This window comes from Sporichthyaceae bacterium (assembly GCA_036269075.1).
GTDB lineage: Bacteria > Actinomycetota > Actinomycetes > Sporichthyales > Sporichthyaceae > DASQPJ01.
Genome location: DATASX010000045.1, coordinates 43,190 through 56,188, shown reverse-complemented (window position 1 = coordinate 56,188; position 12,999 = coordinate 43,190). Strand labels below are relative to the sequence as shown.

At 69.6% G+C, this 12,999-nt stretch carries 13 protein-coding genes and 2 tRNA genes; 12 read left to right on the top strand and 3 right to left on the bottom strand.

Annotated features, from left to right (window positions below; genetic code table 11):
- The first annotated feature begins 59 nt into the window (after window positions 1-59).
- Entirely contained in the window at window positions 60-1,538 is a 1,479-nt protein-coding gene (miaB, locus tag VHU88_08955; GenBank protein ID HEX3611798.1) for a tRNA (N6-isopentenyl adenosine(37)-C2)-methylthiotransferase MiaB, read from the top strand.
- 12 nt (window positions 1,539-1,550) lie between these two features.
- Here miaB and VHU88_08950 read toward each other — a convergent pair whose 3' ends face one another.
- Window positions 1,551-2,051, bottom strand: coding sequence for a DinB family protein (locus VHU88_08950; GenBank protein HEX3611797.1), 501 nt, complete (start codon window positions 2,049-2,051; stop codon window positions 1,551-1,553).
- A gap of 86 nt (window positions 2,052-2,137) precedes the next feature.
- On the opposite strand from VHU88_08950, the gene dnaG reads away from it, so the two are divergent.
- From dnaG to VHU88_08920, 6 genes are all read left to right on the top strand, one after another.
- Window positions 2,138-4,003 (top strand): DNA primase, encoded by a 1,866-nt coding sequence (dnaG, locus tag VHU88_08945; protein HEX3611796.1) that lies wholly within the window; start codon window positions 2,138-2,140, stop codon window positions 4,001-4,003.
- Window positions 4,004-4,227: 224 nt separating this feature from the next.
- Window positions 4,228-5,442 (top strand): RNA polymerase sigma factor RpoD, encoded by a 1,215-nt coding sequence (rpoD, locus tag VHU88_08940; GenBank protein HEX3611795.1) that lies wholly within the window; start codon window positions 4,228-4,230, stop codon window positions 5,440-5,442.
- A gap of 92 nt (window positions 5,443-5,534) precedes the next feature.
- Window positions 5,535-5,608 (top strand) — tRNA-Asn (locus VHU88_08935).
- Between the two features lie 459 nt (window positions 5,609-6,067).
- Entirely contained in the window at window positions 6,068-6,847 is a 780-nt protein-coding gene (locus VHU88_08930) for a GAF and ANTAR domain-containing protein (protein HEX3611794.1), read from the top strand.
- A gap of 97 nt (window positions 6,848-6,944) precedes the next feature.
- Complete coding sequence (locus tag VHU88_08925; protein ID HEX3611793.1) at window positions 6,945-7,664, top strand: GAF and ANTAR domain-containing protein; 720 nt, start codon at window positions 6,945-6,947, stop codon at window positions 7,662-7,664.
- A 268-nt stretch (window positions 7,665-7,932) separates the two neighbouring features.
- A tRNA-Ile gene (locus tag VHU88_08920) sits at window positions 7,933-8,009 on the top strand.
- A 102-nt stretch (window positions 8,010-8,111) separates the two neighbouring features.
- On the opposite strand, the gene VHU88_08915 is transcribed toward VHU88_08920, so the two are convergent.
- Window positions 8,112-8,549, bottom strand: a complete 438-nt coding sequence (locus VHU88_08915; protein ID HEX3611792.1) for a nuclear transport factor 2 family protein — start codon at window positions 8,547-8,549, stop codon at window positions 8,112-8,114.
- 546 nt (window positions 8,550-9,095) lie between these two features.
- Here VHU88_08915 and VHU88_08910 point away from each other — a divergent pair.
- From VHU88_08910 to VHU88_08890, 5 genes are all read left to right on the top strand, one after another.
- On the top strand, window positions 9,096-9,608 hold the full coding sequence (locus VHU88_08910) for a cupin domain-containing protein (GenBank protein ID HEX3611791.1): 513 nt from the start codon (window positions 9,096-9,098) through the stop codon (window positions 9,606-9,608).
- Window positions 9,609-9,630: 22 nt separating this feature from the next.
- Window positions 9,631-9,873 (top strand): hypothetical protein, encoded by a 243-nt coding sequence (locus tag VHU88_08905; protein ID HEX3611790.1) that lies wholly within the window; start codon window positions 9,631-9,633, stop codon window positions 9,871-9,873.
- A 525-nt stretch (window positions 9,874-10,398) separates the two neighbouring features.
- Window positions 10,399-10,806: a hypothetical protein gene (locus VHU88_08900; protein ID HEX3611789.1), complete on the top strand. Its 408-nt coding sequence runs from the start codon at window positions 10,399-10,401 to the stop codon at window positions 10,804-10,806.
- Between the two features lie 599 nt (window positions 10,807-11,405).
- Entirely contained in the window at window positions 11,406-11,630 is a 225-nt protein-coding gene (locus VHU88_08895; GenBank protein ID HEX3611788.1) for a hypothetical protein, read from the top strand.
- A 278-nt stretch (window positions 11,631-11,908) separates the two neighbouring features.
- On the top strand, window positions 11,909-12,322 hold the full coding sequence (locus tag VHU88_08890; GenBank protein HEX3611787.1) for a lipocalin-like domain-containing protein: 414 nt from the start codon (window positions 11,909-11,911) through the stop codon (window positions 12,320-12,322).
- Between the two features lie 49 nt (window positions 12,323-12,371).
- Here VHU88_08890 and VHU88_08885 read toward each other — a convergent pair whose 3' ends face one another.
- The gene (locus tag VHU88_08885) at window positions 12,372-12,803 is read right to left on the bottom strand and encodes a PPOX class F420-dependent oxidoreductase (protein HEX3611786.1); all 432 of its coding nucleotides are present in this window, start codon (window positions 12,801-12,803) and stop codon (window positions 12,372-12,374) included.
- Window positions 12,804-12,999 lie beyond the last annotated feature (196 nt).

Genomic DNA, 12,999 nt, shown 5'->3' with positions numbered 1-12,999 from the left:
TCACTTTCGCTGACGTTGCGGGTGGCGGGGCACCCGCGTGCGCCCCGTAGCCTTGAGGTGTGTCCCGCACCTACCAGATCCGCACCTACGGGTGCCAGATGAACGTCCACGACTCCGAGCGCCTCGCCGGGTCGCTGGAGGCTGCGGGCTACCTGCGGGTGGGCGACGACGAGGTCCCCGACGTTGTCGTCTACAACACCTGTGCGGTGCGGGAGAACGCCGACAACCGGCTCTACGGCAACCTCGGCCACGTCGCCTCGGTCAAGGCCGGGAGGCCGGGGATGCAGATCGCGGTCGGTGGTTGCCTGGCGCAGAAGGACCGCTCGGAGATCGTGCGTCGGGCGCCCTGGGTCGACGTGGTCTTCGGGACCCACAACGTGGGTTCGCTGCCGGTGCTGCTCGAACGCGCTCGAGTCATGGAGGAGGCGCAGGTCGAGATCCTCGAGTCACTCGAGGTGTTCCCCTCGACGTTGCCGGCCCGGCGCGAAAGCACCTACGCGGCGTGGGTCGCGATCTCGGTCGGCTGCAACAACACCTGCACGTTCTGCATCGTCCCGTCGCTGCGGGGCACCGAGAAGGACCGGCGGCCCGGCGACATCCTGGCCGAGATCGAGGCCCTGGTCGCCGACGGCGTCGTCGAGGTGACGCTGCTCGGGCAGAACGTGAACTCCTACGGCGTCGAATTCGGCGACCGCGAGGCGTTCGGCCAGTTGCTTCGGGCCTGTGGCGGGATCGACGGTCTGGAGCGCGTCCGGTTCACCTCACCCCACCCGGCCTACTTCACCGACGACGTCATCGCGGCGATGGCGCAGACCCCGAACGTGATGCCCGCGCTGCACATGCCGCTGCAGTCCGGGTCCGACGCGATCCTGCGGGCGATGCGCCGCTCCTACCGGGCCGAGCGCTATCTCGGGATCATCGAGCGGGTCCGCGCCGCCATCCCGGACGCGGCGATCACCACCGACATCATCGTGGGCTTCCCCGGCGAGACCGAGGCCGACTTCACGGCCACGCTCGAGGTCGTGGCCGCTGCCAAGTTCGCCTCGGCATTCACGTTCCAGTACTCGAAACGTCCGGGGACCCCGGCGGCCGATCTGCCCGACCAGGTGCCGGCCGAGGTCGTCCAGGAGCGTTACCTCCGGTTGGTCGCGCTCCAGGAGCAGATCTCCTGGGACCAGGCAAAAATGCAGGTGGGTCGCGAGGTCGAGGTGCTGGTGGCCACCGGCGAGGGCCGCAAGGACGCCGACACCGCGCGCATGACCGGCCGGGCCCGCGACAATCGCCTGGTGCACTTCCGCCCTGCCGACGACGCGGCCTTGCCCCGGCCCGGCGACTTCCTCACCGCCGAGATCACCTACGCCGCCCCGCACCACCTCGTCGCCGACCGTGGCGTCAGCGCGCCCCGCCGAACCCGAGCCGGCGAGGCCTGGGACGCCGCCCAAGCCGCTGCCGCCGACGCGCCTACGGGGCCCGGGGACGGCTCACCGGTCCTGCTCGGGATGCCCCAGGTCGGCGCCCAGGTAGGCGCCCGGGGCTGAGCCCGGAGCCTCTCAGCCCATCGTCTTCTGGCCGTCGATGGCCTCGCGGAGGATGTCGGCGTGCCCGCAGTGCTGGGCGGTTTCCAGGGCCACGTGCAGCGCCACCCGACGGGCGCTCCACCGCGAACCCTCCGGCCACCACGGCGTGACCGGCAGCGCTTGCTCGACGGACAGGTCGGGCACCGAGCGGATGCGTGCGTCGGTGTCAGCACCGGCCTCCGCGTAGCCGGCCAGCACCGCGTCCAGGTGCTCGTCGGGGCCCATCACGAAGCTGGCCTGATGGGCGGCGAACGACTCCGCACTGAAATTGCCGAATGCCTCCGCCCCGACGGTGATGAAGTTCGTCCACCGCCGTTCGACGTTGGTCAGATGCTTCACCAGGCCTCCGACGCAGAGCGCGCTGACCGTGCTCGCGACCCGGGCCTGCTCGTCGCTCAGCCCGGCGGCGGTGTGCCGCAGCAGGTCGCGCTGATGGTTCAGGGCTTCGATCAGCAGGTCGTGCTCGGCGGACACGGCGGGCTCCCCTCGACGGCGTCGGCCCGACTCTAGGCCGGGCCACCGACACTTAGGTTCGGATCGGCCGCCATAGACTCCCGGACGTGGCCGGTGGACGGATCAAGGACGAGGACGTCGCCCTGGTCCGGGAGCGATCGGCGATCGCCGACGTCGTCGGCGCCTCGGTCGGCCTGCGCAATGCCGGCGGCGGCTCCCTCAAGGGCCTGTGCCCGTTCCACGAGGAGAAGACCCCCTCGTTCAACGTCAGCCCGTCGCGTGGCTACTTCCACTGCTTCGGTTGCGGGGTCGGCGGCGACGTCATCGACTTCGTGATGAAGTCCGACAGCCTCAGCTTCACCGAGGCCATCGAGCGCCTCGCGGGCCGGGCCGGCATCACGTTGCGCTACGAGGAGGGCGGCGCGGTCCCGAACCGCCCGCAAGGTGGTCGCAGCCGCCTGGTCGCCGCCCACCACGCCGCGGCCGACTACTACGCGAGCCTGCTGGCCGAGTCGCCCGAGGCGGCCAAGGGTCGTGAGTTCCTGGACCAGCGGGGCTTCGACGCGGCCGCCGCCCAGCAGTTCGGCGTCGGATTCGCGCCACGGTCCTGGGACGCCCTCGTGAAACATCTGAGGGGGCGTCAGTTCAAGGACGAGGAGTTGGTCACCGCGGGCCTGGCCCGGGAAGGCCAACGCGGCCTGCTGGACCGATTCATGGGCCGCTTGATGTGGCCGATCCACGACGTCACCGGCGACATCGTGGGATTCGGGGCTCGGCGACTGTTCGACGACGACCGCATCGAGGCCAAGTACGTCAACACGCCCGAGACCCCGATCTACAAGAAGAGCCAACTGCTCTACGGGATCGAGTCGGCCAAGAAGGACATCAAACGCCGCGGCCAGGCGGTGATCGTCGAGGGCTACACCGACGTGATGGCCTGCCACCTCGCGGGCGTCCCGACCGCCGTCGCCACCTGCGGGACTGCGTTCGGCGTCGAGCACGTGAAACTGCTGCGCCGCCTGCTGATGGACGCCAGTGAGTTCCGCGGCGAGGTCATCTTCACCTTCGACGGCGACGCGGCCGGGCAGGCCGCCGCTCGCAAGGCCTACGAGGAGCAGGACCAGCGGTTCACCACCCAGACCTTCGTCGCGGTCGAGCCCGACGGCCTGGACCCCTGCGACCTGCGGATTTCCAAGGGCGACGCGGCCGTCCGCGACCTGGTCGCCAATCGCGTCCCGCTTTTCGAGTTCGCGATCCGCGGCATTCTGGGCCGCCACGACCTGGAGACCGCCGAAGGTCGGGTGGCTGCCATGCAGGCCGCCGCGCCGGCAGTGCTCGGCATCCGCGACCGTGCCCTACGGCAGGAGTACGGGCGGCGACTGGCCGGTTGGCTGGGCATGGACGTCGAGGCGGTGCTCGGCGAACTGGCCCAACGCTCCCGCGGGGCGCAGGTGACGGGGCGTCAGGCGGCGGGTCGCGGCGTGGAACGCCCTGACCCCAAGGAGCCCGCGCTGGTGGTGGAGCGTGAACTGCTCAAACTGGCCCTGCAGTTCCCGCAGTTGCTCGGCCCGCGCTTCGACGCGTTGGAACCGGACGCGTTCTGCGCCGGCGCCCATCTGCTGATCCACCAGGCCGTCGTGGCCGCCGGGGGCACTGCCGCGGCCGGTGCCGGCGAGAGATGGATCGGACAGGTCCGCGAGCAGGCCGGCGACGACGTCGTCCGGGCCCTGGTCGCGGAGCTGGCGGTCGACCCGCCGCACACCCCGGGCGAACCGGACCGGCGCTACGCCGCCGAGCAACTGGCCGCGGTGCAGGTCGCGGCGGTCAGCCGCCAGATCGACGCGCTCAGCGGCAAGTTGCAACGCGTCAACCCGGTGGAGCGCCCGGACGAGCACACCAAGATGTTCAGCGAACTCGTGGCCCTCGAGCAGTTCCGCCGAGGCCTGCGCGAACAGCTCATCGGCGGCCTCTGACACCGGTATCGCCCGCCGCACGGAGTTACGCCGATGTGATCCGCGTTGCGCGCCTCACAGCGAATCACCGCCCGGAAGGGCCATCCGAGTGGTGGACGCAACCCCCTTGATGCGCGCAAAACCGGACGCTTCGGCCCCCGGGTTTGGTCAAGTCCCGGCGGGCGGACTACCGCGGCGGACACACTGATCCTCGTCCGCAGGGCTTCGTATCCAGGGGGGTGGCCGTGGCCCGCGCCACGTCGTCTCGTGCCGCAGATGCCGGTTCAGTCGCCGGTTCCGCGTCGAGCGGAGCCGCACGGGACGGCGAACGCATCGTCACGCAGCCCGCGCCTGATACCTCCGGTGTCGCCCTGCTCGACGGTCGGGAGCTGCTCCGTAACGTCCCGGCTCCGGCCGGTCGGGCCAAGGCCACCGAGCCCACCGATGAGGCGGCGCCCGAGGAGGCAGGCGAAGAACCCGTCGAGCCGACCACCGGTGAGCTGGTCGAGGAGGACGAGGAGGACGAGGCCCCGGTCGCCCAGGTCTCCGTCGTGGCCACCGACCTGGTCCGGCACTACCTGCGCGAGATCGGTCGTGTCCGACTGCTGACCGCGGCGGAAGAGGTCCAGCTCGCCCGGCGGATCGAGGCCGGGGTGTTCGCGGCCGAGAAGCTGACCTCCGAGCCGGTCATGGACGCCACGCTGCACAACGAGCTGCTGATCATCGAGCGCGACGGCGCCCGCGCCAAGCGCCAGCTGATCGAGGCCAACCTGCGTCTGGTTGTGTCGATCGCCAAGCGTTACGCAGGCCGCGGCCTGCCGTTCCTGGACCTGGTCCAGGAGGGCAACCTGGGCCTGATCCGCGCGGTGGAGAAGTTCGACTACACCAAGGGCTACAAGTTCTCGACCTACGCGACCTGGTGGATCCGGCAGGCCGTCACCCGCGCGTTGGCCGACCAGGCCCGCACGATCCGGGTCCCGGTGCACGTCGTCGAGATGATCAACAAGATCATTCGGCTGCAGCGGGTCCTGCACCAGGAGACCGGTCGCGAGCCGAATCCGGAGGAGATCGCCTTCCGGCTCGACCTGACCACCGAGCGGGTCATCGAGGCCTTGCGCTTCGCGCAGGACCCGGTGTCGCTGCACACCCCGATCGGTGAGGCGGAGGACTCGGAGCTGGGCGACCTGATCGAGGACGCCGAAGCGCTGTCCCCGGCTGACGCAGCGGCAGTTTCGATGCTCCGCTCGGATCTCGAGTCGATCCTGGAGACCCTGGGCGAGCGGGAGAAGCGCGTCGTGAAGATGCGCTACGGCCTGCACGACGGCAACCCGCACACGTTGGAGGAGGTCGGCCAGATCTTCGGGGTGACCCGCGAGCGGGTCCGCCAGATCGAGGCCAACACCCTGGCGAAGTTGCGGCACCGTCCGGCCGCTGCGGAGCTGCGGGAGTACCTCGCCTGACCGGCGACGCGCCTGAGGCAACCGCGGCGGGTCACCGCGCGAAGTGCGCTAGGCTGACCTTCGGTCTGCGGGGCCTCGGCCCGGCAAGACGATCCCGCGTAGCTCAATTCGGCAGAGCGTCCGGCTGTTAACCGGCAGGTTACAGGTTCAAGTCCTGTCGCGGGAGCTTCACTTCGTGGCCCTCAGCGACAACGCCGGGGCCGTCGCTCAGCCGGTCAGTGCAGGGGACTCATAATCTGAATGAACCCCATCTGACGGTCCGTCATAACTTGTGCCGCCTGGACAAAGCGGCCTGGACAAATCCCCCGGCCGGACGCCGTTTTCGGCTCGAGCGCCGCACTGCCCGCGCCTGCGCGGGCGGCGCTGCTCGCCGAAACGTCGGCTGCACCTCAGGGCTCCGGTAAGACGCCGCTACACGGCGGGGCGAGGCCGGAACGACCACCGGTGGCCGACGGGGCGGCCGCTCGAGTGCCCGGCGACCAAGCCAGCCTGCCGGGTGGGCGTAGCCTTCGGCGAGCACCTCCTTACCTCGCACCCGTCGCCCCGGAGCCCGGCGACCTCCGCTTGTGGAGACCGCCATGCTGCCGCTAACAGTGCTCAGGCGTGCGAACGGTGCGCGGGTTGGATGACTGACTTCGATTCCCCCGCCGATACACCCGCTGCGCACCGGTGGGCGAGGCTGTGGGCGCAGGTCGCGGACGGCGCGGCGGGCCGCGGGGATCCGGTCGACCTGGACGCGCTGTGCCGTGCCGCGGCGGGGCAGTTGCAGGTCAGCGCGGTGGCGCTGTCGGTGCCCAGCTCCGGGTTGGGCGCGGAGATGATCGCCGGATACGGTCGCCTCGGGCGGGTAGCCGAGGAGTTACAGGTCACCATCGGTGAGGGTCCCTCGCTGGAGACCCTCGCATCCGGTCGCCCACTGCTGATCGGCGACCTCGCGGCCGCCGAGTCGCAGGTCCGCTGGCCGTTGTTCGGGCCCGCGGGGGTGGCGGTCGGGGTCTGTTCGCTTTGCGTGGTTCCGATCCGGATCGGCGCAGCTCGGTTCGGTGTGTTGGCGGCCTATCTCGATCGTCCGGGCGGCTTGGACCCGGACATGTTGGCCGACGCGATCGGGTATGGGGCGATCGCGTTGGAACTTCTTCTGGACCGCCTGGACGAACGCGTTGCCGCTGGGCAGGGTTTGCTGGACGGGGAAGGCTCGGACTATGAACCGGACCGGCGCGGGCGGCGACCGTTGGAGGATCACCCCGAGATCCACCAGGCCACGGGGATGATCGCGGTGCAGCTGGGCGTGGACATGCCCACCGCCCTGCTGAGGCTACGCGCCCGCGCGTTCACCGAGGCCCGCCTGCTCTCCGAGCTGGCCGCCGATGTGGTGTCCCGCGCCGTGCGATTCGACGACAGCTGAGCCTCGATGTGACTTTCGCGGAAAATGGACGTGTGGAACCGGACGGGGCGCGAGAGGTCCTGGGTACCGGTGGTGAGATGTTTTTGGGAGGAACGTGGTGAACGCCGAACGGCTGGCCGAGACATTCGTGGACCTGGCCGACACATTGGTCGATGAGTTCGACCTGGTCGAGTTCCTCTACACGCTGGTCGAACGCTGCACGGAGCTGCTCGACGTGACCGCGGTCGGGTTGATGCTGATGGACAACCAGGGCCGATTGAGGGTGATGGCCTCGACCACCGAGGAGACCCGGTTGCTGGAGCTGTTCCAGCTGCAGAACGCCCAGGGCCCCTGTCTGGAGTGCTCCCGCAGCGGGCAACCCGTCGCCGAGAACGACCTGGCCGCCGCCCAGCAGCGGTGGCCGAAGTTCGCCCCGGCCGCGGTGGCTGCTGGGTTCCAGTCGGTGCAGGCGGTGCCGATGCGCCTGCGGGCCGAGACGATCGGGGCGCTGAACCTGTTCCACTCCCGAGTCGGGGGCCTGCAGGAGTCCGACGTGCGCATCGGTCAGGCGTTGGTGGACGTCGCCACCATCGGATTGATCCAGGTGGACCTGAGCCGGCGCCGGGAGATCCTGCTCGCCCAACTGCAGACCGCCCTGGACACCCGCGTGCTGATCGAACAGGCCAAGGGAGTGCTGGCCGAACGGTTACGGATCACCCCCGGCGAGGCGTTCAGCTCGTTGCGTTCACACGCCCGAGCCCACAACCTGCGGCTCACAGATCTCGCCCACGAGGTCGTCGAGGGCCGCGCGATGCCGGCCGTCATAGACCAGGGCTGAGGTCGCTGAGGCCCTGGCGCCGCGACGTCGCATGGTCGACGGTCCTAGGCTGCAGGCTCGTGGTCGCGCAGAGCCTGCGAGCGTCCTGCGCGTCCGGGGTCGCCGACAGTGCCGTTGCCGACAACCTCGACCGTGCCAGACGGCTGGCATGCGCCGCGGGCCGGTGACGCGATCTGGCACGGAACCGGCACGAGGCCCGCCCAGGGGTCGAACAACAAGGAGGTGAGTAACCAGCACACCATGTCGGACCTGCAGGAATGCACCACAAGGGGCGGTAGCTCAGCCGGTTAGAGCAGAGGACTCATAATCCTTAGGCCGCGGGTTCGAGTCCCGCTCGCCCCACCAGCCCTACCAACCCCACCAGCCACAACCCCGTCCACGTCCAGGCCGAACGCACACTGCAAGCGGGTTCTGAGGGCCGGTCGGGTCCTGCAGCGGCGTGCTCGGTCAGCCCGCGGGTGGCACTCGGGTCCACAGGTCGTTCAAGGTGATGGTGTCGAAGAAGGCGGTCGCGTCGACGACCTTGCCGTCGGCCAGGGTCATGAACCAGGCGTAGCTGTTGTCGTAGGGCAGCCCGTCGTTGGCGACGCCGTGCCCGTCCCACAGGACGACCACCGTGTCGGCGTCGGCGTGGATCGCCCGTATCCGGACTGGGCGGAACCGTTCGCCCGCAGCGAATCTGGCGGCGAAGGGGGACAGGACCTGGTCGAGGAACTGCGCCGAGTCCTGGTACTGCTCGGAGATGATGCTGGTCCCCTCGATGCGCCAGACCATTTCCGGCGCGAACAGGTCGCTGATCGGGGCGGTCCCGGCCGCCCACGCGTCGAACGCGTCCTGCACGATCTTCCGGTTGATCTCGGCCGCGTCGTCGAACCCCTCGCCCATCACTGTTCCCTCGCCGTCCGATCGCCCCGCACACCGCCGGAGACGTCGCCCTGGATCCGCCACCGACAGGTACAGGCAACCACGATTCACACCGGCCCGGGACCCCACTCGCAATCGAGGATGTCCCTACGCTCCCCGGCGGGGTCGAACACGTCCTCGGGCCTTCCCGCAAGAGCCCGACGTAGGCGTCTTCCCCCCGGGCCCGGGGCAAGGTGGGTGAAGGCGGCCCGCAGATCTGACGACCGGTCAGGTCCGTTGGGGACGCGGTCGGTCGTCGTTCGCCACCGCGCTGATCGCTGGTCTGCGCCGCGTCGGCGAACCGTTGCGGACGGCTTCTCGGCCTCCGGTCTGGGCTGCGCGGGCCCTGTCGAGTGCTCCACCGAATTGGCGAGGATGCCCGCGAGGTCGTCACAGTGCGGGCCGGGCACCGGCCGGAGGTCTACCGACCACGCGGGTCGGTCGGGCCCGTGTCTGCCGCGCCCGACCGTTCGGGGCGGGGCCGGTCCGTAGAGTGGCTCAAATTCTCTCCCTCCGAGGTGGCCAGGAATGTCTACCAACTCCACAGGTGCGCTCGCGCCGCGTTCTCGACCCCGAAGTCACCGATCGGTCATTGCCTGCGTCGCCATCTGCGTCTCGGTCCTCGCCGGCTGTGGTGACGGTGCATCAGATGTCCGGACGGCGGCCGCGACGGCGTCGCCCACGCCGAGCGCCGCCGGCTCGGTCCTGCTCGGCAAGGGCCTCATCCAGGATGGCGTGAAGCTCGACACCGGCGGTCCGGCGGCGTTCTCGGTTTTCGTCAAGACGATTCCACCGGGCGGTTCCACGGGGTGGCATACCCACGACGGGAGCGAGACATCGATCGTGACGAAGGGAGAGCTGACCTTTCTGCGTGCCGGCGCTTGCACCCCGGTGGTCTACCGGGCGGGCCAGGGTGTGTTCGTTCCAGCCCACACCGCGCACCTGGCTCGCAACGACGGTGCGGTTCCGGCCGAGATCGTCGTGACCTATCTGTTGAAGCCCGGGGCTCCCGACCGCATGGATGCACCGGCCCCCTGCTAGCCGTTCGTAGGTCGCAAGAGCCGTGCCCGTCGGGCGCGGCCGGTTCAGGCCCGCCAGTTCGACGCCTCGGCCGAGAACTCGGGATCGACTGCCGGACCGGTTGACCGCGGCCGGGCGCGACATCGCCACCTACGCGAACAAGGCCGCTTCGCTCTACGTGCACGAGAAGCTCGTCCTCGAGGAGGCCGGCACGCCCGACGCCACCATCCTCCTTGGCAGCCAGAACGCCACCGCCGCCTCGCTGACCCGCAACCGCGGTGGATGACAGTTGCCGCTCGGGCAAGAAGTCGAGGCTCGGTGGCGGCCGGTTCGGTCACGCGTCAACACCGCGCGGTGGTGCTTTGGCGTACCGGCGGCTTCACGGGTCGTGCGGCGGGACCTCGAGGACGTCAACTGATATGGCGACGGGTGATCTCGTCGCCGATGCACGCTTCGACTGCTAGTGGGACGTTTCGGTTCCTTCGGACAGATGATTCTTTTCTCAGCCGAACGGACGACGGCGGCGGAACCGGGAGGTTCTTCGCAGCGTCCAAGATCCGCGTCGCCGGTAGCGGCCCGGTGACCAGCGGGCCCTGCTCGGCCATCCAGCTGCGGCGTCGACGCACAACGGCAACGGCTGTCACGCCAACTGGCGCCGGCCCCGCAGGCGCCTGACCCACCGTCAGACCAGGTGCGGCCCGGCGGCGACGCCGCGCCCCAGCACCACCACCGCCCGGCCCGGCCGGTCGCCCGAGCGGAACATCACCCCATCGCAAGGAGAAGCAACATGTCCACACCCAATCCCCGCCCCGTGCCACTCTCAACGCCGAAGCGCACCGCCGTGTTGGCCGCAGCGGTCACCGGAGTCCTGTCCCTGTCGCCGGCCGCGCCCGCCGGAGCGCAGACCGCCGGACTCAGCATTCTCGGCGCCATGGCACCCGGCGCGGCCGGACCCAGAGTCGTGGTGACCCTCGCCTACGAGTGCGACACCGACACCCAAACCCTCGTCGTAGCCGTCAACCTGCCCTCCGGCCGCAACCTCGGCACCGTCCGCACCACCCCCGAATGCACCGGCGCCCCAGGCACCCACGACATCACCGTCCGATCCCGCAACGGGCGCTTCCGATCCGGCCAACTTGTCGAGATCAAGGCGGACCTGCAGGACCCGACCAACCACTCCGTCCACGTCGAGGCCGACCGCACACTGCAACTGCCCTGACCGCCCCGCGGGCCAGGCAGAGCACGCAACGTCGGATGCGTAAGGAGTCTGAGCCGGCTTGGTGCTGGGGCCGCGGGTTCAAGCAGGCTGCGCCTAGTTGCCCGCGTCGCCGGCGCCTCGGTCTTGGCTTCGGGTGAGATCGTTCCCTTGGTCGGGGGGTCTGATCCAGGTTGCCGTTGCGTCCGGGTGGTGACTGACGATCCAGCGTTCGGCTTCGGCCTGGTTGGAGAACGGTCCCCAGGCCTGGTCGTCGCTGGTGGCGATCCACTGGTGGCGCACGGCCCACCCCTTTCGTTCGAACGGATGTTCGCACGAAGGGTGCGTTCAGTCCAGTCCCGGCAATGGGACGGGGGGCGGCCGAGTCGATCTACGTCCTGCCGGGACAGGTATCTGACTGCCAGTCAGCACGCCTGGCCCCGGCCCGTAGCCGCCCGGGTCGATCAAGACTGCCTGCTTTGATCCATCCGGCCACAAAATGGTGAGTGGTGTTCATGTTGACGCAACATACGCGGCGCACACTTGAGTTTGCCCACGTCAGGTTCTCCGCCTGGACCGGGCTGCGCGCGGGGTCGGGTTCGAGGGAACGGGGGAGCTGGTCGATGGGGTATGACCGGTCCTCGGACCTCGACCACCTCGCCGTCGCCTCCGTGTGCCCCGCAACCCGCAGGGCCCTGGCCGCCCGCCTGCAGGCCGAACAGGAGTACCGCGCGGCCCTCGCCGGCCTGCCGGTACCGGCCCGGTTCCCTGTCGAACGGACCGTCGACCCAACGGAGGCCGCCGGAGAGTCCTCGCCGGTTGCCGGTGTCGAGGTACGGGCGATCTGAAGCGGTGGCGGAGGGCGACCACCAGTAGTGACGGTCTGTCACATCTTGGCATCGTCCCGCTTCCGATTCGCTGTTGTTCGCCGGCGGTCACGATGGTTCGAGCCCGACCGGAAGCCCGTCCACCTGTGCACGGGCATTCTCGCGATCTTCGCCGAACGTCGTGGGCCGCCAGTGTCGCCGCCGGTGCGCGGTCCGGGAATGCGGATCCGCGGCGGGCGACGGTAGGTGTGCAGGGGAACTGGCCGGGTCCGGCTCTACGACCTGACAGGATTGCGTTCGTGGATCTGATCGGGACGTGGACGCTGGCCGCCTTCGAGGTGATCGCCTCCGACGGGACGGTGGAGAAGCCGCTCGGTGAGGCTCCGCTCGGCCGGATCATGTACACCGCCGACGGCACGATGTCGGCGATGCTCGGCGCCGGGAACCGCCCGTCCTTCGGCGTACGGGCCGATCAGGCCTCCGATGCACAGTGGGGCGCTGCGGCCCGGATGTTCATCGCCTACGCCGGCACCTGGACGCGGCACGGCGACGTGGTCCGCCACCAGGTGGCGGTTTCGCTGATCCCGGACTGGATCGGCACCACGCTGGTCCGCACGATCGGCGAGTGGGACGGTGGGCTCACCCTGACCGTGCAACCCAACAGAGCAGGTGGACGCGCCCAACGGCTGGCTTGGGCGCCGGTAACGACCTGACCCGGTCGACGATCTCTGTCAGTTTCAGATCGACCGTCGCAAGACGACGTCAGTCCGGCGTCTGGCCGTAGGTGTGGGTGACGGTGAACGAGAGCACCTGACGGCGCTCGCTGACCATCGCCGCGCGGTAGTCGGCCCAGTCGGGGTGCTCCCCGGACAGTGCGCGGTAGAGCGCGACCAGTTCCTCGACGGTGGGGTCGTGAGGGTCGGCGGCGACGGGTGTCAGCTCGGCCTCACCTTCGGCCACCACCCAGGTCCAGAAATCCGGTGTCGAGATGTGCAGGCTCACCCGTGAGTCGCGTGCGGCGTTTCGGGTCTTCGCGCGGTCGGCAGTCACCGATACCCGCACCCGGCCGCCGGTTGCGGCGAAGGCGTAGATCACGTTGGACAGCTGAGGCCGCCCGTCCCGCTTCAACGTCACGAGCACACCTTTGCGGTGCTCGGCGAGCAAGTTCAGGTGACGCTGGTTCGGTCCGCTCATGTACCCATCCTGCCGTGTGTACCGCCTCAGCGTTCGTCGACAGTTGCGACTTGGACCGTACCGTTGAGGTCCGGGAGGACGCGAGGCCCTGGATGGCTGCGGTAAGAGCCCCCTTCCGACAAGTTTGAGTGCGGAGAGGCTCGATGCGTCACGCGAGTGGCGAGTCCACCCTTGGCCTGTGTGAACGGGTCGGGCT

Excerpts from the sequence above, each read along its gene's own strand:
- VHU88_08930 (HEX3611794.1), top strand. The coding sequence starts at position 6,068 with ATGACTGACTTCGATTCCCCCGCCGATACACCCGCTGCGCACCGGTGG.
- VHU88_08915 (HEX3611792.1), bottom strand. The coding sequence starts at position 8,549 with ATGGGCGAGGGGTTCGACGACGCGGCCGAGATCAACCGGAAGATCGTG.
- VHU88_08910 (HEX3611791.1), top strand. The coding sequence starts at position 9,096 with ATGTCTACCAACTCCACAGGTGCGCTCGCGCCGCGTTCTCGACCCCGA.
- VHU88_08895 (HEX3611788.1), top strand. The coding sequence starts at position 11,406 with ATGGGGTATGACCGGTCCTCGGACCTCGACCACCTCGCCGTCGCCTCC.
- VHU88_08885 (HEX3611786.1), bottom strand. The coding sequence starts at position 12,803 with ATGAGCGGACCGAACCAGCGTCACCTGAACTTGCTCGCCGAGCACCGC.